The sequence below is a fragment of the Azospirillum formosense genome, from assembly GCF_040500525.1.
Taxonomy (GTDB): domain Bacteria; phylum Pseudomonadota; class Alphaproteobacteria; order Azospirillales; family Azospirillaceae; genus Azospirillum; species Azospirillum formosense_A.
In genome coordinates this window covers 352,818-373,346 of sequence record NZ_CP159403.1, presented here as the reverse complement: position 1 = coordinate 373,346, position 20,529 = coordinate 352,818, and the positions used below count along the sequence as shown (strand labels likewise).

Here is a 20,529-nt window from a genome sequence, read left to right as displayed (position 1 = left end):
CCCTCTCCCGCCCCAAGGCGGGAGAGGGAACTTGGCTTCTTACTTGCGGACCTTGTTGATCTCGCCCTGCAGCTCGTTCAGCAGGTCGGCGCCGCCGTCGGCGGCGAACTTGTCCATGGCCGGCTTGACCATCTCACGCATGCGGCCCAGTTCGGCGTCGCTCAACTCGTTGATCTGCATGCCCTTGTCCTTCAGGTAGGCAATGCTCTGCTTCGACGCCTCGCGGCTGTCCTTGCGCTCGAAATCGCGCGAGGCGGCGGCGGCCTCGGCGATGATCTTGCGCTCGTCGGCGGACAGGCCGTCGTACCAGCGCTTGGAGGCCAGCACGATCCACGGGCTGTAGACGTGCTTGGAGATCGTCAGGTACTTCTGGACCTCGTAGAACTTCGAGGACTGGATGGTGGTGACCGGGTTCTCCTGGCCGTCCACGGTGCCCGTCTCCATGGCAGTGAACAGCTCGGAGAAGGACAGCGGCACGGCGTTGGCGCCGAAGCCGTTGAACATGTCGATGTAGACCGGGTTCTGCATGACGCGCAGCTTGATGCCCTTCAGGTCCTCGACCTTCTCGACCGGGCGCTTGCTGTTGGTCAGGTTGCGGAAGCCGTTCTCCCAGTAGACGAGGCCGACAAGGCCCTTGTCGTTCAGCTTGGCCGCCAGCTTCTGGCCGAACGGGCCGTCGAACACGGCGTCGGCCTCCTGCTCGTTGTTGAACAGGAACGGCAGGTCGAAGACGGCGAAGTCCTTGACGATGCCGACCAGCGTGGCGGTCGAGCCGACCATCATCTCCTGCGCGCCGCCGATCAGGGCGTTCTGCATCTGGATGTCGCTGCCCAGGCTGGCGTCGGCGAAGCCCTTGACCTTCAGCTTGCCGCCGGAGCGCTTGGACATCTCCTCGACGAAGAACTTCACGGCGCGGCCCTGGTTGCTGCTCTCCGACAGGCCGTAGCCGAAGCGGATGAGGCGCGGCTTGATGTCCTGGGCGGAAGCGGCGACGGGGGCGAGGATGGCGGCGGCGAGGCCGGTGGCCAGAAGGACGGAACGGAGAAGCTTCATGGGTCGGTTCTTCCCTGTGAGCGTTTGTGATTAATGGCGGAAAAGGGCCAGCGGGGCCGTGACGATCTCCGGAACGGCGATCAGCAGGCTCAGCAGAAGCAGGTAGGTCAGAAGGAAGGGCCAGATGCCGCGCGTGGCGCTTTCCAGCGAGATGCGGGCGACGCCGCACACCACGTTCAGCACCGTGCAGACCGGCGGATGGATCAGGCCCAGCGTGCCGGTCAGGACGAACATCACGCCGAAATAGGTCGGGTCGATGCCCGCCGCCGCGGCCAGCGGGGTCAGCACGGGGCCGAGCACCAGGATCGTCGGCGTCAGGTCCATCACCGTGCCGACGGCCAGCAGCAGCAGCGTGATGGCGACCATCAGCAGCTTCGGATGCTCCAGCAGCGGCGACAGCATCTCGTTCATCTGCTGCGGCAGGTCGGCCAGCGTCACCATGTAGGACGACACCAGCGCCGCCGCGCACAGGAACATCACCGTGCTGGTGGTGCGCGCGGCCTGGACCAGCAGCGGCACCAGATCCGTCAGCGTCACCTGCCGGTAGACGAACAGCGCCACCACCAGCGAGTAGACGGCGGCGACCACCGCGGCCTCGGTCGGGGTGAAGATGCCGCCGCGCAGGCCGCCGATGATGATGACCGGCAGGGCCAGCGCCCAGACGCCCTCGACCAGCGCGGTGCGGCGCTGGCCCCAGCTCGCCTTGGGCTGCAGCTTCACGGTCATGCCGCGCACCACGAACATCCAGGTGATGACCAGACCGGCGCCCATCAGCAGGCCGGGCACGATGCCGGCCATGAACAGCCCGCTGATCGAGGTGTTGGTGGTCACGCCGAAGATGATGAAGGGCATGCTGGGCGGGATGATCGGGGCGATGATGCCGCCCGACGCGATCAGGCCGGCGGAGCGCGGCACCGGATAGCCGTTGTCGCGCATCATCGGGATCAGCAGCGTGGCGAGCGCCGCCGTGTCGGCGATGGCCGAGCCGGACAGGCTGGCCAGCATCACCGACGCGCCGATGGTCACGTAGCCCAGGCCGCCGCGGATGTGCCCGACGAGGCTGACCGCGAGGTTGATGATCCGCTGCGAGATGCCGCCGGCGTTCATCAGCTCGCCGGCCAGGATGAAGAAGGGCACCGCCATCAGCGGGTAGTTGTCGGCGCCGCTCAGCATGTTCTGGGCGACGAGCTGGGCGTCGAAGAAGTCGAGATGCACCATCAGCGCCACGCCCGTCAGCATCAGGGCGAAGGCGATGGGCATGCCGAGCAGCATCAGGCCGAACAGCGAGGAGAGGAAGACCGCGAGGGCCATGGAACGGGCTCCGCTTTCAGAAGGCCGGACGGAATCAATGCTCGGCGATGGCGCCGCCCTGCGGGGCGGTGACGCCGTGGGGGTCGCCGTTGCCGGGGATGTGCGCCGTCGCGTCGCCCGACAGGATTTTCCAGAGGTTGGCGAGGATCGTCAGCGCCATGGCGATCGCCGGGAAGAAACCCGCGGCGGCGTAGAAGGCCATGGGGAAGCTGAGCACGGTGGAGCGCGTCTCCATCCCGATCAGGAGCTGGAACCAGCTGCCCTCGATGAACAGCCAGAGCGCGTAGATCATCAGCAGATGGCTGATCACGGCGCAGGCGCGGCGGGCGCGGGCCGGCAGACGCGACTGGAGGATGTCCAGCCCGAGATGCTGGTTGCGGCGCAGCGCCAGCGTGGCCCCCAGGAAGACCAGCCAGACGAACATCAGGCGGGCCAGCTCCTCGGCGGCGACGATGCCGCTGTTGAAGCCGTACCGCAGAACCACGTTGCCGAAGACCAGCGCCACCATCACGGCGAGCATCAGCGCCATGATCCATTCGGTGACCATCTCCAGCGCTTCCACCACGCGCTTCATGCACACTCCTCGGCCTGCCTCGCGGCGGGGCTCACCTGATCGGAAAGGCGGCGGCAGGGAACGGACGCGGACAGGAGACGGCGCGGAAAGGCACGCACGGCGCGACGCACCGGCAGCGGGGCCGGGCGGCGGGTCGGGGTTCCTCCCACTTGGTCTCTTGCCGGGGTCTCTTGCCGGGACCTTTGACTTTTCTGTGACGGAAAATAGAGGAGTCCCGCAACCGAGTGAAGAAGATTTTCTTCATATCGCCGGGGAAGCGGCCTAACGACGAAAATTATCTTCACAAGCCGCCCCGCCCCGCATAGCTTGGGTCCCATGGAAGGCGGCGCGGAGTCCCGGCCGAACGGGCCGGGGGAAGCTATGCCGTTCGCGGCGGCGGTGGTACGGTCCGCCGCCCGAAGACGCCCGGAGCCAAGAACGCCGGGGACCAAGAACGCTTTTAGGGATGGACGGTCCGTTTCCATGCTCCAGCCGGTGAACATCCTCGATCACATCCGCGGCCGCCTGCCGGGGTTGAAGCGTTCCGAGGCCCAGGTCGCCGACATGGTTCTGGCCGAGCCGCAGAAGGTCCTGGGGCAGAGCATCACCGTGCTGGCCCAGGCCGCCGGGGTCAGCGAGGCGACCGTCGTCCGCTTTTGCCGCAGCATCGGCTGCGCCGGCTTTCCGGATTTCAAGCTGCGGCTGGCCGAGGGGCAGGCCCGCGGCACCCCCTTCGTCAGCCAGGACGTGGCGCCGGACGACGAGACTCCGACCGTCGCGCGAAAAATCTTTTCATCCGCCGCCGCCGCCCTGAACGACGCGGCCGGCGCGCTGGACATGGCGGCCGTCTCCCACGCGGTGGAACTGCTGGCCGACGCCTCCAGCATCCTGTGCATCGGCACCGGCGCCTCGGCGGTGGTGGCGGAGGACGCGGCGCACAAGTTCATGCGCTTCGGCATGGCGGCGCAGGCCAGCGCCGATCCGATGATGGTCCGCATGCTGGCGGTCAATCTGGGCGCGCGCGGCGTTCTGCTGGCGATCTCCAACACCGGGCGCACGATCATGGTGACGGAACTGGCGCAGATGGCCCGCGACCTGGGGATTCCGGTCGTCGCGATCACCGCGCCGGGCTCGCCGCTGGCCGCGGTGTCGTCGGTCGCCATCGGCCACACCCCGGTCGAGGACGCGGAGATCTACACGCCGATGGCCTCCCGCCTCGTCCATCTGGCGATCATCGACGTGCTGTCCACCGGGGTTGCCCTGAAGCTCGGCGCCGAGGCCCGGCACCATCTGGCCAAGGTCAAGGCCGTGCTGTCCGGCACCCGCTCCTCCCACGGCAAGCCCGCCCGAAGCCGCCATCGGGCATAGCCTCGCCCCCTCTCCCCTTGCCATCCGGCCCGGCTTGGTCCAATTGGTGCGCCGCCGTTCCCGATTCACAGACAGTCCCTGCCCATGCCCGCCATTGCCCTCAGCGTCGCGCCGATGATGGACTGGACGGACCGCCATTGCCGGACCTTCCATCGCCTTCTGTCGAAGAACACGCTGCTCTACACCGAGATGGTGACCACCGGCGCCGTGCTGCACGGCGATCGCGAGCGGCTGCTCGGCTACGACGCGGCGGAGCATCCGGTGGCGCTGCAGCTCGGCGGGTCCGACCCGGCGGAGCTGGCGGCCTGCGCCCGCATCGCCGAGGAGTGGGGCTATGACGAGGTCAACCTGAACGTCGGCTGCCCGAGCGACCGCGTGCAGTCGGGCCGCTTCGGCGCCTGCCTGATGGCCGAGCCCGATCTGGTCGCCCGGCTGGTCGGCGCCATGCGCGAGGCGGTGTCCATCCCCGTCACCGTGAAGTCGCGCATCGCCATCGACGCGATGGAGGAATGGCCGACGCTGGACAACTTCGTCCGCACCGTGTCCGCCGCCGGCTGCACCCACTTCATCGTGCACGCCCGTAAGGCCTGGCTGAAAGGCCTCAGCCCCAAGGAGAACCGGGACATCCCGCCGCTGCGCTACGACCTCGTGCACCGGCTGAAGCAGGAGAACCCGCAGCTCACCATCGCGATCAACGGCGGCATCCGGACCCTGGACGAGGCGGAAGGGCATCTCGCCACGCTGGACAGCGTGATGATCGGGCGCGCCGCCTACGAGACGCCCTACATCCTGGCCGACGCCGACCGCCGCCTGTTCGGCGGGGAGCCCGGCCCCGACCGCTACGCGGTGGTCGAGGCGATGGCCGCCTACGCCGAGGAGCGGATGCGCCAGGGGGCGCCGCTGTCGGCGATCACCCGGCACATGCTGGGGCTGTTCCAGGGCCTGCCGGGCGCCCGCGCGTGGCGCCGCCACATCAGCGAGAACGCCCACCTTCCCGGCGCCGGGCCGGAGGTGCTGCTGAAGGCCGCCGCGCTGGTGCCGCGCCGCCAAGCGGTCATGCCCCAAGCGGGATGAGCGCGGCGAGCGTCAGGCAGACGACAATGGTCAGACGGGTCCGCAGCGTGCCGAACCAGCGCGGATAGCGCCCGTCCGACGCGGCGCTGCGGTCCACTGCCCAGGCGAGAAAGAAGGACAGGATCAGCGCCGGAATCGTCAGCCCGGACGGCAGCAGGGTGGCGCCCCACCCCAGCAGCGACGGCGCCACTCCCCAGACCAGCCACGCCGACCCGCTCGTCTCGCCGTCTTGCCCCGCCCCATCCTGGGCCGCATTATCCTGGCCCGCCCTATCCTGTCCCGCGAGAATGCGGCCCCAGTGGATGGCGCCGATGAAGGACAGGATCGACACCGCGTAGACGACCACGGCCCGAACCACGACGGCCTGCGCGACGCCCTCCGCCATCCAGGCCAGCGCGGCGCCGCCGACGAAGGGAATCAGCCCGCCGTAGGACAGCAGCCGGACGACCTTGGCGCGGCGCGCATCGAAGGACAGCGCGTCCATGGGCTCACGGCCCCGGCGCGGGCCCCGGCGCAGGTTGCGCCAGCGCCTTGTCCACGGCCGCCGTCAGGGTGGCGGACTCCGGAGCCACCGGGCTGCCGAACCATTCCACCAGCCGCCCGTCGCGGCCGATCAGGATCTTGTGGAAGTTCCAGCGCGGCACGCCCTGCGGCCCGGTGACCGCCGCCGCCCAACGGTAGAGCGGGTGGGCCTGCGGTCCGGTGACGGACTGCTTTTCCATCAGGGGAAAATCGACGCCGTAGTTGAGTTCGCAGAAGGACGCGACCTGGGCGTTGCTGCCGGGCTCCTGCCCGCCGAAATCGTTGCTCGGCACGCCCAGGACGACCAGCCCGCGGTCGCGCCGTCCGGCCCAGAGCTTTTGCAGCCCCTCATACTGGCCGGTGTAGCCGCATTGCGACGCCGTGTTGACAACCAGCACCGCCTTGCCCCGGAAGGCATCGGGCGCGAGCGTGCCGCCGTCGATGGACGGCAGTGGCAGCGCCGCCCAGTCGAGCGCGTCGGACGCCGCCGCACCGGGGATGGCCGCGGACAGCATCAGGACGGCGGACAGAATCCCGGCGGCGGTTCGGGCGGCATTACGGGTCGTTGGCATGGCGGTCTCCCGGTCGGCGGCGCTGGTCTGTAGGGCCTTGCTCTATACGGCGGTCGAGGCCTGTCGGATCATGCGCGCGCATGGGTGCCATGGCCATCTTGCCGTGCGACGGACGGCCGCATGTGCTTTAGGGTTGTCCCCCCGCCCGCCCCAGACCATAGACCGGCCGACGCCTCCCATGCGCCTTCTCATCCTGATGCTCGGCCTCGCCGGTTTCGCGAGCGCCTTTTCGCTGCGCACCACCGACCCGATGCTGACCGTCATCGCGTCGGACCTCGGCATCGGCGTGGCCGAGGCGGCCCTGCTCTCCTCCGCCTACACGCTGCCCTACGCGGCGATGCAGCTCATCCTGGGACCGGTCGGCGACGCCATCGGCAAGACGCGGCTGATCCGGCTGTCCCTGGTCGTCCTGACCATCGGCGTGGCGCTGTCGGCGGTGGCGCCCGGCTACTGCACCGTCCTGGCCTCGCGGATGCTGGCCGGAGCCTTTGCCGGGGGAATCATACCCGCCTCCATGGCGCTGATCGGGGACCGGGTGGTCTACACGGAGCGGCAGTTCGCCATCAGCCGCTTCCTGCTGGCGGTCATCCTCGGCCAGATGTCCGGCTCGGCGGTCGCCGGCGCCCTGTCGGAGGTGGCGGGCTGGCGCACCGTCTTCGCCCTGGCCGCGCTGGTGACCGGCCTGATCGCGCTGACCGCCGCCCTGCTGCTGAAGGGCGAGCGGGAGGAGCGGCATCCCCTGTCCATCGCCGACGCGCGAGCGCGCTACGCCTCCGTCCTGGCCAATCCGGTGTCGGTCTGGGTCTTCGCCACGGTGGCGGCGGAAGGTCTGCTGATCTTCGGCGTCTTCCCCTTCGTCGCCCCCATGCTGGCCCGCCACGGGGCGGAGGGCGCGTTCGAGGCCGGGGTGACGCTCGCCGCCTTCGCCATCGGCGGAGTCGTCTACAGCTTCATCGTGCGGCGGCTGCTCGGCACGCTCGGCCAATGGGGGATGATGGGGGCCGGCGGCCTCGTGGCCGGCGGCGCCTATCTGGCGATGCTCGCCCCGGTGCCCTGGCCGGTGGTGTCCCTGCTGTTCCTGGTCGCCGGATTCGGCTTCTACATGCTCCACAACACGATGCAGACCCAGGCGACGGAGCTGTCGGCGACGGCGCGCGGGTCGGCGCTCGCCCTCTTCGCCTCCTCCTTCTTCCTGGGACAGGGGATCGGGCCGGTGGTTTACGGGGCGGTCGCCCATCAGATCGGCCTGCCCGCCCTCTTCCTGTTCGGCGGCGCGCTGACCATGCTGCTGGGCGTCGGGGCCGTGCGGCTGATCCGCCGCCCAACCTGAGAGAGTCGGTCCGCCTGATATGTCAATATTTCGGATATCCCCAGATTCTGTGGATAACTCTGTTGGCGAATCGAGGGGTAACCGAAGGGACAGGCGGCCCCTCAAGGGGTCCGGCGGAAATGCCCGATTTTTGGGCACATTAGAAAACCGCGCCGATCAAGGATTTTTCGCGCCCGGCGCGCCGTTCCGGCCCTGGTCCGGGGACTGCCCCGCCCCGTAAGCGGAGTCAAGCGAAGGATGTGGCCGCCTGTGAACAACTTTCCTTGACAGGCCACGGGGCGCGCGGCAAAGGGCTGCTTCCGGCGCCGAGACGACTTGCGCGCCACCGGTCCGCGGGGCACTCTGGCGCCATGTTCACCGTCAGCGAGAGCGAAGCCGAAACGATCCGCCGGGCCTTCCACGATCGCGGCGAATGGTCCGCCGTGGTGGAACTGCGCCGGCTGTTCCCGGTCTTCTCCAACAACCCGGAGGCGCTGCGCTGCGTGCGCGCCATCGCCGGCTGGCAACCCCTTCCCGGCCCCGCCGCGGCCCCGCCCAAGGTGACCCCGCTGCGGCGGCGCAAACAGGCGGAGCCGCAGCCCTGACGACGCGCCGCCGGCCGCCCCGTCAGGTGGCGGTGCGCGGCCCGCGGTCGCTGAGCGTGTCGGCCAGCGGCACGACCTTGCCGCCGTCGGCGACCACCTGAAGCTCCGGCACGCCGGCCTGGGCGCGGCGCTCGGCCAGGAGAACCTCCAGCATCGCCTCGACCTTCGGCATGTGGACGGTCTGCTGGTCGAAGGGCATCTGGATGCTATGCTCGCGGAACTGCTCCAGGATGCGCATGCGCAGCTCGTTGCGCACCGGGATGATGTGGTCGGTGTTGGCGACGAAGCAGCGCAGCTCGAACTCCGGCCCGCTCGGCAGAAAGTCGCGGAACATCACCACCGGCTCCGGGTTGCGCAGCACCTGGGCGTGGCCGTAGCCGATCTTCAGCAGCATCGCGTAGACCTGCCGGGCGTCGGTGTCGTAGGTGATGCGCACCTTGATCTCGATGCGGGTGGTCTTGTCCTTCAGCGTCCAGTTGACCACCGACTTGGAGATGAACTCCGAGTTCGGGATGATCACCGAGGCGCGCTGGAAGGTCTGGATCTCCGTCGCGCGGACGCTGATCCGGCGCACGGTGCCCTCCAGCCCGTTGACGACCACCCAGTCGCCCACCTTCACCGGCCGTTCCACCAGCATGATCAGGCCGGAGATGAAGTTGCTGACGACGTTCTGCAGGCCGAAGCCGATACCCACCGACAGGGCCGACGCGATCATGGCGAGGCTGGACAGGTCGAGCCCCAGCGTGCCGACCGACATCAGCACCGCCATGGTGGTGCCGAGATAGCCCACACCCATGCGGATGGAGTTGCGCACGCCGTCGTCCATGTTGACGCGGCCGAGGATGCGCTCGTCGAGCTGGCGCTGGATGAAGCGGGTCACCGCGACGACGACGCCCAGCACCATCAGCGCCGACATGATGTCGCCCGGCGCGATGCGCACGCCGCCCACCGTGACGCCGCTGAGGAAGCCGTCGGCCAGCCCCTTCATCTCCGACAGGGTCATGCCGGTCAGCGGCAGCAGGAAGAAGGCCGCCACGGTCAGCAGCAGCCCGTCGATCACCGTCCGCCCGGCCTGCCCCAGCATCCGCCGGCCGCGGTCGGTGGCGATCACGATGTCGCGCACCTCGGCCACCTGCCCGCTGCCGCGCTCCAGCAGGACGCAGAGCAGTTCGCGCAGGACGCCGCGCGCCACCAGCAGGACGCCGCCGATGATGAGCGTGGTCAGCATCAGCTTCGAGGCGTAGATTGCGCCGACCAGATAGCCGGCGCCCGCGGCGACCAGCGAGGCCAGGGTCACGGCCCCGATCAGCAGGCGCAGGCGCAGCCCGACGACCCGCGGACGGGCGGGCGGCGCCTCCCTGGCCTCCGCCTCGGTGGGAACGGGCGCCGGAGGCGGCAGGGTGACATCCAGCCCGGCCCCGGGCGCGGGGTCCGGGCAGCCGCAATCGTCGGTCGCCTCGGCCTCCGGTTGCGGGGCGGCGAGCCAGAGATGATCCGGGTAGAGGAACAGCAGCGACACGGCGATCAGCGCCATGGTGCCGAAGCCGGTGATCGACCGCAGCTCCGGCGGGGTGAACATCCCCTCCGACAGGGCGATGCCGGTTCCGGCCAGCGCCAGCCCGATCATGACGAGCGGGACGCGGCGGACCAGACGGCGCGCGCTGTCCGGGTCGAGGTTGGCAAGCTGCCAGGACGGATGGTCGGGCGCCAGGGTGGCGCGGGCGACGCCGGTCACCAGGAAATAGGCGGTGAGGCCGCCGGACACCCCGACCACCAGCGCCGTCAGCGGCCCGGCGTCCGCCGCGTCGCGCAGCAGCCCGACCAGGGCGCCGCTCAGCACCAGGGTCGGCACCAGCGGCACCAGGCAGCGGGCCAGCGCCTCCACCGCCATCGCCACCACGCGCTGGCGGTAGCTGGGCCGCTCCTCCAAGTCGCGGTGGCCGTAGCGGCGCAGCAGCACCCGGCGCACCGGCCAGGCCACCAGAAACAGCACGGCGGCGAGCGCGCCCAGACCGTACAGGCGGCCGCGCCACTCGTCGTCCCCCATGACGATGCCGAAGGCCCGCGCGATGCGCTCCTGCACATAGGCCGTCTGCTCGGGCAGGGCGGCCCAGGTGGCCGGCAGCAGCGGCACCGGGCCGCGCCGGACGATCTGCTCGGTGAGCTGGGTCATGCGCTGGTCGGCGGCGGTGCGCAGCAGGATGTCGGCGCGGGTGACGATCAGCTCGGTCTGCTTGGTCCGCCCCTCCGCCTCGCCGATGGTCTGGGTCAGGCGCTTGCGCTCCGCGGCGATCCCCGCCTCCTCCGGCGGGGCGCCCTGGGCCGGGGGCGGGCCCAGCGCGTCGAGCATCCGCTGCGCGGTGTCGCGGGCGGCGGCGGCGGCGGCCCCGGCTTCCCGGACCTCGTGCTGGATCTTCGCGAGATCGGCGCGCAGCGTCTCGTATTCGGTGTTCGCCAGATCGCCCCCGGCGATGCGGTTGGCCGCCCGCTCCAACGCGTTCTGCCATTGCGGCAGTTTCGTCTTGAAGTCCGCCGCCGCCTCCGCCGCCGGAGCGGCGGATTGGGCGAAGGCCGACGGCACGACGGCGCCCGCGGCAAGCGCGCCACACAGCGTCAGGGCTGCCAGGAGCCGGCCGACCCGGCGGCGGAAAGCGGAGGAAATCTGGATCACCGTTCGGAATCCCGTGTTGGCGAAAGGCGGCCACCCCGGCGAACCGGGAAAAGGGATACCTATACTCTTCGGCGTCGCGGCAAAAGTATGGCACGCCGTGTCACCAGGATGTGACAGAGGAGGGCGGCGCGTCCTATCCGTTCGCGGGGGCCGACGGCACCCGTCCGGGCCGCCGCTGTTTCGTGCGCCTGCCTTCCGATTGGGCATGGCGTGGTTGTGCGTCTTGATGATAGAGGTTGCGCATCGTCGCTTCACACGCACGTCATCATCATGGCCGGTTTGACCGACATCGACCGCACCTTGCTCCGCACCGCGCTGAAGGCCGCCAAGCGCAACGACGTCCCTTCCGTCGGGATGCCGACCGAGACGCTGGAACGGCTTCTGGAGTATCTGGCGCTCCTGGAAGGCGCGCAGTCCGCAACGCGGACCGAGGGAAATCCCGGCGCGGACTGACCCCCGCAACCTTTGCTTGGCCAGCCGGGGCGGGACATCCAAATCCCGATTTGCATACTGCTGTATGCCAGCCATAAGACGCCGGGACGGCGCCGCGCCGAACGACACGTTGTGACATTCTGTTCGAATCGGAACCGATGCTCGACGCCATCTGTCAAAAGGATTAATACTTTGGGACACACTCTTTTTGGCGGACCATCGTTTTGTGCCAGTTTGCCACACCGGAATGCGGACATGCCTGTCGCGCGATCAGGCTCGTCCGCGAACACAGCCGCGGCCCCGTGGGGTTGGACGCGCGCGCGTACCTGATCCGGGTCGAGCGCCGGCTCATGCAGTTCCATTGCGACGCTCCGCTGGGCATTCCCGTGGAGGCGCCGCCCGCCCGGGAGGCCGCGGAGTAACCGCTCGATCACGCACCGGTCAGCGGACACCGCCCCCTGATGCCGGCCACCGAACCGGTGCCGTCAGTCGCGCCCGCCGGGGGCTTCGGGCCGGCCGCGGTCCGGTTCGCGGCCGCGGTCGCCGTCCGATGCCTCGTCCCGCTCGCGTTGGCGCTGCCATTGATCGAACTTCTCGGGGTCGGTCACCAGATCGATGACGGACGGCTTCCGGTTGCCGTTGTCCTGCTGTGCGGGCATGAACACCTCCATCGTTGCACCACACCTGTCCTTTTGCATCATCAACAGCGCAAAGGGCCCGGCGCACCAAGTCCCGCAAGGGGAGAACCCCGCAAGCACAGCCCTGCTCCTTTGGCGTCCGGTTTTTGACACAGCACACCCCCGGCCGAATCCTTAGCCTGCGACGACGATCAAGACACAGTCGGGGGCGGGATGCTGAGGTTGGGAACACGGGTGAGGTTTGCGGGCCAGGAAGCCCTCGTCGTCGCACGAACCCTTGCCGGTGAGCCGACCTACGACATCCGCCTGGCCGACGGCCGTCTCATCAAATACGCCGCCGCAAGCGACCTGGAACCGATCGAGGGGGACGGGTCCGAACCTCCGCCCGCCTCGGCGCGGCCATCGGGCTCCGGCGGCTCCAATACGGGGGGCATGCAGTGACCCGCGACGACTTCCCCTATTCGCTCCAGCCCTACGCCATGCCCGACGACGGCAGCGACGGGACGCAGGACAGCGACGCCTGGACGCTGGTGCTGTTCCGCGCCGCCGACGAGGCGGAGCGGTTGTGGTTCCGCGATCACGGCTTCGCCATGGAAGGCCGCCGCTGGGTCCGCCACGCGCCGGTTCCGGACAACGTCACGGACTCGCCGGCCTCGGCGGACGCCGCCGAGGAGCCCGACCTCGGAGACCGTGAGCCCGACGACCGAGAGCACGACGATCGTGAGCCCGACGACCGGGCGCCGACCGGTGGCGGACCCGCGCCGGACGTCGCCGCCTGATTTTCCGTTCCGGCGTCCGCGGCCTGTTCCAGTGCCGGCGCCCCTGTTCGCGGACACGCACGCCCCATGCCCGACAGCCTCGACTTCGACCGGAACGAGCTTGGCCCCCTCCGACCGGGCCCCGGTGATGCGCCGCAAGGTGCCGTGACCCCAGGCGATCCGTCCCGGGGTGATCCCTCCCCGGGCGCCCCCTCCGCCGGCGATCCGCCCGCGGGCGATCGTCACCGCCCCGCCCCCGCCGCGACGGTTCCGCAAACCGCCCTGATCCGGCGGCTGCGCCGGGCGGCCTCCGGCAACGTCCCGGCGCCGGAAGGGGTGACGCTTCGCCAGGCCCAGCAGCGCGAGGTGATGGTCGGCGCCCACCTGACCCTGAGCATCGACTGGGCGACCGAGGTGGAGGTCCGGCTGGGCGCGGAAATGGTGCGCTTCGCCATCTACTGCCGCAACGCCGCCGAGCTGAACGCGACGCTGGCCCGCGACCTGGACGCCGAGGCCGCGTCGCTGGAGACCGCCCACCGCTTCGCCACGCTGCTCGGGCCGCTGGACGAGCGGGTCGAGGCGATGGCCGCGGCGGAGGAGCCGTTGCCGCCCCTGCCCTCGCTGCGCGGTCCCTACTACCTGCACGAGGTCTGCAGCGGCTGCAACGGCGGCGGGGTGCGGGCCTGCGGCGGCGACGGCTGCCGCGGCGGCAAGATCCGCTGCACCCACAGCGCGACGGCCGAGGCGCCGGACTGCCCGGACTGCGGCGGTCGCGGCCAGCACCGCTGCCCGGTCTGCGCCGGCGACGGAGTCGTGGCGTGCGAGTCCTGCGGCGGGGTCGGGCAGTTCACCCACATCCACCACCCCCGCCTGACCGCCCATCCCTCCTACAGCCTGACCGCCCCGCCGGACGCCCCGGCGGCGGTCCGCATGGCGCTGGAGGAGGCTGGCTTCGCCGGTTTCGCCGCGCTCGCCAACCCCGCGCCCGCCACGGTGCGCCATTCCGGCACGCAGCTCCTCTACCAGCGCAGCGGCACGCTGACGGTGGTCGCGCTGTCCTGGGAGTGCGACGGCGTGCCGTTCGAGGTGGAGACCGTCGGGCCGGACGGCGACTCCGCGCCCCTGCCCCCCTTCCTGGACACCGTGCTGGCTCCGGTGCTGGCGCGCATCGCGGCGCTGTCCCCCGCCGACGCCTTCGCCCTGGCCGGCGCCTACCGCCTGACCCGCTCCGTCGCCGAGGCGGTGCTCGATGGCCGGGAGCCGGACGCCGCGGCGATCGTGGCCGACCATGAGGGATGCGTCAGCCCCGCCTTCGTGAACGAGATCGCCGCCGTCCTGGCCGAGCGCTTCGCCGAGACCAGCCGCACCGCCGTGGCGCGGAGTTGGGTCGCCGCGGCGGGACTGCTCGCCCTGGTCCTGCTGCTTGTGGCGGGGGTGGACGGCCCAGCCCTGCTCACCGGCGCCACGCCGGAGCAGCCCGCCCCGGCGTGGCTGCGGCTGGGCTGGGACATCGGGCTTCCCGTCGCCGCCGGGCTGGGCCTGTGGATGCTGGTGCGCGGGGTGGTGCGCGGCGCGCTGGGCGCGGTCTTCGGCGGGCCGGTCCGCGCGCCGGACCAGGGCTCCTGGCCGCTCGTCCTGCTGTCCGCCGCGGCGGTGCTGCATCTCGGCCTGCTGACGTTGTGGAACGGCGGGCCGGGCTTCAGCCGGCTGAACCACCGGCTGGACGTGGAGGCGATCACCGAGGGCCGCGCCCCCCTGCCTGCCCCGCGCGTCCTGACGACGGAGGAGCGGATCATGGCGGCGCAGCGGGCGCTGGCCCGGCTGGGACGCTATGATGGGGCCATCGACGGCAAGATGGGCGAAGGCACGCGCACCGGGCTCGCCAGCCTGACCGGGCTGATCGACACGCCGCCGGGCGTGGCGCCGGAAGACCCGTTGGATCTGGCGGTGGCCATCGCCTCCGACCGGGTGGCCGTCAATGTCCGGACGCCGGAATTGCTGGTCGGGCCGGGCTGGAGCAACGCCACCCGCCTGCGCATGAGCCTGGACGACCAGGCGCAGGTCGCCGGGGCCTTCCTCGGCGCGCTCGCCGCATCGGGCACGGAGCGGGCGTCCATGGGCCAGGAGTGGATGTCGGGCGACCGCTTGCGCTCCGGCGTGGTCACGGTGACGGGCCGCATCGCCGACCCCAAGGACCGCGGCCGCCTGTGCTTCGGCCTGACCCACGTCGTGACCACCCCCGCCGGCCGGGATGCCGGCACGCCGCTGCGCACCTGCCGGACCGCCGGAAATTGGACGTTGGAGGAGTGAACGGTGATGAGGGGGAAATGACGCCCGCGCCTCGCGGGCATGAAAAAGGGGCCTGAGAAGGCCCCGATTTTCATTGTCGTCCGGCGATGCCGCCGACGATAGGGATGGTGCGGTCGAGAAGACTCGAACTTCCACAGCATTTCTGCCACAGCGACCTCAACGCTGCGCGTCTACCAATTCCGCCACGACCGCGACTTCATCGTTCGAATGGACCGGACGCAAAAGCCCAACCCATTGAATTACCTTGCTTTCCTAAGCGGGACGTTACGCGGCGCCGCGTCGGATTGCAACAACTTTCTCAGGGTGCGGCCAAGCCGCCGACCGGCCGTTTCCGGCCTGTCCGCGCACCCATTCGTGCGCGCCGCGCCCTGTTATCGCATTCGCGGGGGATAAGCAAGCGGGATGCATCACCCAGGCGCGCCAGGGCGGCCGATCGCACGCACCGCCACACCCTAACGTTTTATTGAAGCGAGTCATGGCGGACCCCAAAGGGAAACACCGGCAGGAAAACGCCGCAGAACACGATGATGCGACGCAGCAATTGTCCTTCGTGCGTTAGCAGCGCTGTTTTCGACATTTTGTGACTCCTTTTGGCGTTTTCCGCTCGGAGCCGCGGTGCTATCGTTCGCCATCAGCTGTCCAATTGTTGGACCAAACTCAGGCGGCGCAAACCATGAACGGCGTCTCGACCGTCAAGGCCATCTTCGAAGAGCTTCGCAAGGAGATCCCCGAGCGCTACCAGCCCGGCGATCTTCTTCCGAACGAACGTCTGCTGGCCGAGCGGTTCGGGGTCAGCCGCAACACGATCCGCGAAGTCATCATCTTCCTCGAAGCCTATGGCTTGGTTGAGAAGACGCAGCGCGGCCCCCGCGTCAGCAGGCCGGACATCGAAGCGATGTTCCGCATTCTCGATCAATGCTTCGACCGCAGCGTCAAGACCTGCCGCGAGGTCCTGCAGTTCCGCCGGATCATCGAGATCGGCGTGCTGCCCGAGGTGGTCCGGCACATCACCGATGCGGAGATCGACGGGCTCAACCGTCTGGCCGAGGACATGGAGCACCAGTTGACGGTGCGCGAGGCCGCGGAGGTGGACTTCCGCTTCCACGCCGCCATCGTCGCCGCCTCCCGCAACTCCATGTTGCAGAAGATGTATCAGGCGATGTCGCAGCCGATGATCTATTACATGGAGATCGGCAAGAGCAACGCGGTGATCGGGCCGACCACGGTCGATTATCATCGCCAGATCATCGCAGCGCTGCGCGAGCGCTCCGTCGAGAAGGCCGTCGAGGCCAGCAACGCACACTTCCATTTCAGCGAGAGCGTGTTCAACCAGGAAGCGCAGCCCTCGGCCGCGCCCACGCCCTGAACACGCCCGCTTTCTAAAAAAGGACATCACCTGTGAAAGCACTGATGATCGAAGGCGTGGACGTCTGCGCGATCCACGAGGTGGCGGAGCCGACCCCCGGCCCCGGCGAGGTGCTCCTGGCCATCCGCCACGTCGCCCTGTGCGGCAGCGACCTCAGCACCTTCAAGGGGCTGAATCCGCTGGTCTCGCTGCCGCGCATTCCCGGCCACGAGATCGGCGGCGAGATCGCCGCGGTGGGTGAAGGCGTTCCGGCCGAATACACCGTGGGCCGGCGCGCCATCGTCATTCCCTACACCGCCTGCGGCACCTGCCCGTCCTGCCGCAAGGGCCGGGTCAACGCCTGCCGCAGCAACCGCACGCTGGGCGTGCAGCAGAACGGCGGCTTGGCCGAGCGCATCGTCCTGCCCTACGGCAAGCTGATCCTGAACGACACGCTGGCGCCGCGCCATCTGGCGCTGGTCGAACCGCTGTCGGTCGGCTTCCACGCCGCGGCGCGCGGCCGCGTCGAGGCGGCCGACACCGTTCTGGTGCTGGGCTGCGGCATGATCGGCATGGGCGCCATCGCCGGTTCCGTCCATCGCGGCGCCACGGTGATCGCTGTGGACATCGGCGAGGCGAAGACCGGTCTGGCCCGCCGCTACGGCGCCGCCCACACCATCGACGCCGCCAAGGAGGACGTGGCCGCCCGCGTCATGGAGCTGACCAACGGCGACGGCGCCGACGTGGTGATCGAGGCGGTCGGCCTGCCCGCCACCTTCACCCAGGCCATCGACCTCGTGTCCTTCGCCGGCCGCGTCGTCTACATCGGCTACGCCAAGGAGCCGGTGTCCTACAAGACGCAGTTCTTCAACCTGAAGGAGCTGGACATCATGGGGTCGCGCAACGCGACCTCCGAGGATTTCCAGGCCGTCATCCGCTATCTCGAAACGCTCGATCACGCCCCCGACGACCTGATCTCCAAGGTCTTCCCCTTCGACGAGGCCGACAAGGCCCTGCCCTATTGGGCGAAGGAGCGCGACACCACCGTCAAGGTGATGATCGAGCGCTGACCCTTCCGGCGGCGCCCCCGGGCGCCGCCATCATCCGAACTGCCGCGGCGGGGCGTGCCGGTCCCGCCGCCGGGTCCGGCCATGTCGGCGGGACCCGTCCCTGGGCCACGTCCGCAGACGGGCCCTCCGGCATCACTATGGAGGAAATAACAATGAAGCGCTTTCTGGCGTCTGCCCTTGCCGCGTGCGTGCTGTCGATCGGTGCCGCGTCCGGCGCCATGGCCAAGACCGAGATCATGGTCGCCTACGAGAACAACCCGGGCGAGCCGCTCGACCGGGTGATGCATCACTGGGCCGATCTTCTGAAGGAGAAGAGCAAGGGCGAAGTCACCCTGAAGCTCTTCCCCAGCTCCCAGCTGGGCGCCAAGAAGGACGTGATGGAACAGGCGATGATGGGGATGAACGTCATCACCCTGTCCGACGTCGGCTTCTTGCAGGATTACGACGCCGACCTCGGCGTTCTGTTCGGCCCGTACCTGACCGACGACCCCCAGAAGCTCTTCAAGATCTACGAGAGCGACTGGTTCAAGAAGAAGGACGAGGCGCTGCGCAAGAAGGGCGTGCACATCGTCATGTCCAACTACCTGTACGGCGTGCGCCACATCCTCGCCAAGAAGCCGATCAACACGCCCGAGGACCTCAAGGGCATGAAGATCCGCGTCCCGAACAACGTGATGCAGATCAAGACGATCGAGGCGATGGGCGCCACCGCGACGCCGATGCCGCTGGGCGAGGTCTATCCGGCCCTGACCACCGGCCTGATCGACGGCGTGGAGAACCCGATCTCCGTGCTGTACGGCGCCAAGCTGCATGAGCAGGCCAAGTATCTGAGCCTCGTCGGCTATCTGACCAACACCTCGGTGTGGGTCGGCGGCGAAGCCTTCTTCAGCAAGCTGCCGGCGGACGTCGTGAAGATGGTCCACGAGACCGGCTACGAGGCCGGCCTCTACAGCCAGAAGCTGGCCGCCGAGCAGGACGCCGAGTTCATCGAGAAGATGAAGGCGGCCGGCGTCACCGTGATCCAGCCGGACCCGGCGCCGTTCCGCGAGGCCACCAAGGTCGTCTACACCCAGTTCCCGAAGTGGTCGGCCGGCCTGTACGAGCAGATCCAGAAGGACCTCAAGTAAAAATAAGCACATCCGGGCGGGGCTGCCGCTCCGCCCGGATCGTTTGGAGGAGTATGCCATGGAGTTGATCCGGCGTCTGCCATCGGTCGTCGCGGGAGGCGCGCTGGCCGCTCTGGTGGTAATGACCATCGCGGCGGTGTTCGCCCGTTACCTTTTCGACGCTCCGCTGCACTGGGGCGAGGAGATGTCCGGGCTTCTGATGATCTGGATCATCATGATCGGCGCCATCGTCGCCGAGCGTGACGGCCAGCATCTCGACATCCCGCTGTTCGTGGACCTGCTGCCCACCCGCATCCGCGCGGCCGTCGATCTGGCCGTCTCGGCCCTGTCGATCGTGGTTCTCGGCTATGCCGGCTGGCTCGGCTACCTGCTGGCCCAGAGCGCGCAGTACAAGCTGACGGAAATCCTTCAGATCTCCTGGTTCTGGATCGACCTCGCCGTTCCGGTCGGCGCGGCCGGCATCATCATTTATCTTCTGCGTCGCTGCTTCATCGACGTCATGGTGATCGCGAAGGGGAACGCGCCATGAGCTGGCCCGTCATCATTCTCATTATGCTTTGCCTGTTCGCTTTGAACATGCGGCTTTACATTGCCATCTTCGCATCGGTTCTTGTCTATTTCGTGTTCTTTAGCCCGGTTCCGGACCAAATCGCGGTGCAGCGGCTGATCGGCGCCTCGCAGAACCTGTCCCTCCTGGCGATTCCCTTCTTCATCCTGCTCGGCACGCTGATGGACCACACCGGCGTGGCCAAGCGCCTGCTGCGCGTGGCCGACCTGCTGGTCGGCAAGTTCACCGGCGGCATGGCGCTGACCAACATCATGCTGAGCACGCTGCTGGGCGGCGTCAGCGCCTCCAACCTCGCCGACAGCGCCATGCTGACCCGCATGCTGGTGCCGGAGATGGAGCGCAAGGGCTACAACCGCGCCTTCGCCGCCGCCGTCACGGCGTCGGGCGCGCTGGTGACGCCGATCATCCCGCCGGGCATCGCGCTGATCATCTACGGCCTCGTCGCCGACGTCTCCATCGGCGCCATGTTCATGGCCGGCATCCTGCCCGGCATCGTCATGGCGGCCATGCTGATGGTTGCCGCCTACATCGTGTCCAAGCGCAACGGCTACCCGCCGTCCCGCGACAGCTGGCCCACCACCTCGGAGACCACCAGCGCGCTGGTCGGCGCCTGGCCGGTGCTGGTCCTGCTGGTCGCCATCATCGGCGGCATCCGCGCCAACATCTTCACGCCGACCGAAGCCGGCGCGGTGGCGGTGCTGATCGTCCTGGTGATCGGCTTCGTGATCTACCGCGAGATGCGCGTCGCCCATGTGGTGGACGCCCTGGTCGGCACCTTCAAGGCCACCTCCTCGGTGATGCTGGTCATCATGGCCTGCTCGGCGCTGGCCTGGATTCTGTCGCTGGAGCAGGCGGCGCAGCAGCTGGCGACCTACATCACGGCGCTGACCGACAACAAGTACGTCTTCCTGCTCATCCTCAACCTGCTTCTGCTGTTCCTGGGCATGCTGATCGAGGGCAACGCGATCCTCATCGTCATGGTCCCGCTGCTGATGCCGACGGTGCACCAGCTCGGCATCGACCCGATCCATTTCGGCATCGTGGTGATCGTGAATCTCGCGGTCGGCTGTCTGACGCCGCCGGTGGGCACGGTGATGCTGCTGGTCTGCAACCTCGCCAAGGTGAAGATCTCGGACTTCATGAAGCAGTCCACCCTGCTCTTCGTGGCGCTGTTCGTGGCTCTGATGATCGTCACCTTCGTGCCGGAGCTCTCGCTGGTCCTGGCCCGCTGAGCCCTGTTCCG

At 69.0% G+C, this 20,529-nt stretch carries 19 protein-coding genes and 1 tRNA gene; 12 read left to right on the top strand and 8 right to left on the bottom strand.

What is annotated here, in order from left to right; all coding sequences use genetic code 11:
* Nucleotides 1-39: 39 nt before the first annotated feature.
* From ABVN73_RS14815 to ABVN73_RS14805, 3 genes are read right to left on the bottom strand one after another with little or no spacing between them, the layout of a single operon-like run.
* Complete coding sequence (locus ABVN73_RS14815) at nt 40-1,053, bottom strand: TRAP transporter substrate-binding protein (protein ID WP_353860415.1); 1,014 nt, start codon at nt 1,051-1,053, stop codon at nt 40-42.
* Between the two features lie 30 nt (nt 1,054-1,083).
* The gene (locus ABVN73_RS14810; RefSeq protein ID WP_353860414.1) at nt 1,084-2,364 is read right to left on the bottom strand and encodes a TRAP transporter large permease subunit; all 1,281 of its coding nucleotides are present in this window, start codon (nt 2,362-2,364) and stop codon (nt 1,084-1,086) included.
* Nucleotides 2,365-2,398: 34 nt separating this feature from the next.
* Entirely contained in the window at nt 2,399-2,938 is a 540-nt protein-coding gene (locus ABVN73_RS14805) for a TRAP transporter small permease (RefSeq protein WP_353860413.1), read from the bottom strand.
* A gap of 462 nt (nt 2,939-3,400) precedes the next feature.
* On the opposite strand from ABVN73_RS14805, the gene hexR reads away from it, so the two are divergent.
* Nucleotides 3,401-4,285, top strand: coding sequence for a transcriptional regulator HexR (hexR, locus tag ABVN73_RS14800; protein ID WP_353860412.1), 885 nt, complete (start codon nt 3,401-3,403; stop codon nt 4,283-4,285).
* 84 nt (nt 4,286-4,369) lie between these two features.
* A complete protein-coding gene (gene dusA, locus ABVN73_RS14795) occupies nt 4,370-5,359 on the top strand; it encodes a tRNA dihydrouridine(20/20a) synthase DusA (RefSeq protein ID WP_353860411.1) in 990 nt (329 codons plus the stop codon).
* Here dusA and ABVN73_RS14790 read toward each other — a convergent pair.
* Nucleotides 5,340-5,843, bottom strand: a complete 504-nt coding sequence (locus ABVN73_RS14790) for a DUF3429 domain-containing protein (protein WP_353860410.1) — start codon at nt 5,841-5,843, stop codon at nt 5,340-5,342. The genes dusA and ABVN73_RS14790 overlap by 20 nt on opposite strands.
* Nucleotides 5,844-5,847: 4 nt before the next feature.
* Nucleotides 5,848-6,453: a glutathione peroxidase gene (locus tag ABVN73_RS14785; RefSeq protein WP_353860409.1), complete on the bottom strand. Its 606-nt coding sequence runs from the start codon at nt 6,451-6,453 to the stop codon at nt 5,848-5,850.
* A gap of 178 nt (nt 6,454-6,631) precedes the next feature.
* Between ABVN73_RS14785 and ABVN73_RS14780 the strand changes: the two genes are divergently transcribed.
* Nucleotides 6,632-7,783, top strand: coding sequence for an MFS transporter (locus ABVN73_RS14780; RefSeq protein ID WP_353860408.1), 1,152 nt, complete (start codon nt 6,632-6,634; stop codon nt 7,781-7,783).
* 350 nt (nt 7,784-8,133) lie between these two features.
* Complete coding sequence (locus ABVN73_RS14775; protein WP_353860407.1) at nt 8,134-8,367, top strand: hypothetical protein; 234 nt, start codon at nt 8,134-8,136, stop codon at nt 8,365-8,367.
* Nucleotides 8,368-8,389: 22 nt separating this feature from the next.
* Here ABVN73_RS14775 and ABVN73_RS14770 read toward each other — a convergent pair whose 3' ends face one another.
* Nucleotides 8,390-11,038: a DUF3772 domain-containing protein gene (locus ABVN73_RS14770; protein ID WP_353860406.1), complete on the bottom strand. Its 2,649-nt coding sequence runs from the start codon at nt 11,036-11,038 to the stop codon at nt 8,390-8,392.
* A gap of 270 nt (nt 11,039-11,308) precedes the next feature.
* On the opposite strand from ABVN73_RS14770, the gene ABVN73_RS14765 reads away from it, so the two are divergent.
* The gene (locus tag ABVN73_RS14765; RefSeq protein ID WP_353860405.1) at nt 11,309-11,491 is read left to right on the top strand and encodes a hypothetical protein; all 183 of its coding nucleotides are present in this window, start codon (nt 11,309-11,311) and stop codon (nt 11,489-11,491) included.
* Nucleotides 11,492-11,955: 464 nt separating this feature from the next.
* Here ABVN73_RS14765 and ABVN73_RS14760 read toward each other — a convergent pair whose 3' ends face one another.
* The gene (locus ABVN73_RS14760) at nt 11,956-12,129 is read right to left on the bottom strand and encodes a hypothetical protein (protein ID WP_353860404.1); all 174 of its coding nucleotides are present in this window, start codon (nt 12,127-12,129) and stop codon (nt 11,956-11,958) included.
* Between the two features lie 416 nt (nt 12,130-12,545).
* Between ABVN73_RS14760 and ABVN73_RS14755 the strand changes: the two genes are divergently transcribed.
* Nucleotides 12,546-12,887 carry a hypothetical protein gene (locus tag ABVN73_RS14755; protein WP_353860403.1) on the top strand — a complete coding sequence of 114 codons (342 nt, stop codon included), beginning with the start codon at nt 12,546-12,548 and terminating at the stop codon, nt 12,885-12,887.
* A gap of 144 nt (nt 12,888-13,031) precedes the next feature.
* On the top strand, nt 13,032-15,176 hold the full coding sequence (locus ABVN73_RS14750) for a hypothetical protein (RefSeq protein ID WP_353860402.1): 2,145 nt from the start codon (nt 13,032-13,034) through the stop codon (nt 15,174-15,176).
* A gap of 105 nt (nt 15,177-15,281) precedes the next feature.
* On the opposite strand, the gene ABVN73_RS14745 is transcribed toward ABVN73_RS14750, so the two are convergent.
* A tRNA-Leu gene (locus ABVN73_RS14745) sits at nt 15,282-15,368 on the bottom strand.
* A gap of 481 nt (nt 15,369-15,849) precedes the next feature.
* On the opposite strand from ABVN73_RS14745, the gene ABVN73_RS14740 reads away from it, so the two are divergent.
* The 5 genes from ABVN73_RS14740 (at nt 15,850) to ABVN73_RS14720 (ending at nt 20,518) form a co-directional block, all read left to right on the top strand.
* Nucleotides 15,850-16,542 (top strand): FadR/GntR family transcriptional regulator, encoded by a 693-nt coding sequence (locus tag ABVN73_RS14740; RefSeq protein WP_353860401.1) that lies wholly within the window; start codon nt 15,850-15,852, stop codon nt 16,540-16,542.
* A 44-nt stretch (nt 16,543-16,586) separates the two neighbouring features.
* Nucleotides 16,587-17,591 (top strand): zinc-binding alcohol dehydrogenase family protein, encoded by a 1,005-nt coding sequence (locus ABVN73_RS14735; protein ID WP_353860809.1) that lies wholly within the window; start codon nt 16,587-16,589, stop codon nt 17,589-17,591.
* Between the two features lie 218 nt (nt 17,592-17,809).
* Nucleotides 17,810-18,718, top strand: coding sequence for a C4-dicarboxylate TRAP transporter substrate-binding protein (locus tag ABVN73_RS14730; RefSeq protein ID WP_247895937.1), 909 nt, complete (start codon nt 17,810-17,812; stop codon nt 18,716-18,718).
* Between the two features lie 58 nt (nt 18,719-18,776).
* Entirely contained in the window at nt 18,777-19,247 is a 471-nt protein-coding gene (locus ABVN73_RS14725; protein ID WP_353860400.1) for a TRAP transporter small permease, read from the top strand.
* Complete coding sequence (locus ABVN73_RS14720) at nt 19,244-20,518, top strand: TRAP transporter large permease (RefSeq protein WP_035677019.1); 1,275 nt, start codon at nt 19,244-19,246, stop codon at nt 20,516-20,518. Before ABVN73_RS14725 ends, ABVN73_RS14720 begins: the two co-directional genes overlap by 4 nt.
* Nucleotides 20,519-20,529: the final 11 nt, after the last annotated feature.

Excerpts from the sequence above, each read along its gene's own strand:
- ABVN73_RS14740 (WP_353860401.1), top strand. The coding sequence starts at position 15,850 with ATGAACGGCGTCTCGACCGTCAAGGCCATCTTCGAAGAGCTTCGCAAG.
- ABVN73_RS14815 (WP_353860415.1), bottom strand. The coding sequence starts at position 1,053 with ATGAAGCTTCTCCGTTCCGTCCTTCTGGCCACCGGCCTCGCCGCCGCC.
- ABVN73_RS14735 (WP_353860809.1), top strand. The coding sequence starts at position 16,587 with ATGATCGAAGGCGTGGACGTCTGCGCGATCCACGAGGTGGCGGAGCCG.
- ABVN73_RS14725 (WP_353860400.1), top strand. The coding sequence starts at position 18,777 with ATGGAGTTGATCCGGCGTCTGCCATCGGTCGTCGCGGGAGGCGCGCTG.
- ABVN73_RS14780 (WP_353860408.1), top strand. The coding sequence starts at position 6,632 with ATGCGCCTTCTCATCCTGATGCTCGGCCTCGCCGGTTTCGCGAGCGCC.
- ABVN73_RS14790 (WP_353860410.1), bottom strand. The coding sequence starts at position 5,843 with ATGGACGCGCTGTCCTTCGATGCGCGCCGCGCCAAGGTCGTCCGGCTG.
- ABVN73_RS14785 (WP_353860409.1), bottom strand. The coding sequence starts at position 6,453 with ATGCCAACGACCCGTAATGCCGCCCGAACCGCCGCCGGGATTCTGTCC.
- dusA (WP_353860411.1), top strand. The coding sequence starts at position 4,370 with ATGCCCGCCATTGCCCTCAGCGTCGCGCCGATGATGGACTGGACGGAC.
- ABVN73_RS14730 (WP_247895937.1), top strand. The coding sequence starts at position 17,810 with ATGGCCAAGACCGAGATCATGGTCGCCTACGAGAACAACCCGGGCGAG.
- ABVN73_RS14805 (WP_353860413.1), bottom strand. The coding sequence starts at position 2,938 with ATGAAGCGCGTGGTGGAAGCGCTGGAGATGGTCACCGAATGGATCATG.
- ABVN73_RS14760 (WP_353860404.1), bottom strand. The coding sequence starts at position 12,129 with ATGCCCGCACAGCAGGACAACGGCAACCGGAAGCCGTCCGTCATCGAT.
- ABVN73_RS14720 (WP_035677019.1), top strand. The coding sequence starts at position 19,244 with ATGAGCTGGCCCGTCATCATTCTCATTATGCTTTGCCTGTTCGCTTTG.
- ABVN73_RS14775 (WP_353860407.1), top strand. The coding sequence starts at position 8,134 with ATGTTCACCGTCAGCGAGAGCGAAGCCGAAACGATCCGCCGGGCCTTC.
- ABVN73_RS14765 (WP_353860405.1), top strand. The coding sequence starts at position 11,309 with ATGGCCGGTTTGACCGACATCGACCGCACCTTGCTCCGCACCGCGCTG.
- ABVN73_RS14810 (WP_353860414.1), bottom strand. The coding sequence starts at position 2,364 with ATGGCCCTCGCGGTCTTCCTCTCCTCGCTGTTCGGCCTGATGCTGCTC.
- hexR (WP_353860412.1), top strand. The coding sequence starts at position 3,401 with ATGCTCCAGCCGGTGAACATCCTCGATCACATCCGCGGCCGCCTGCCG.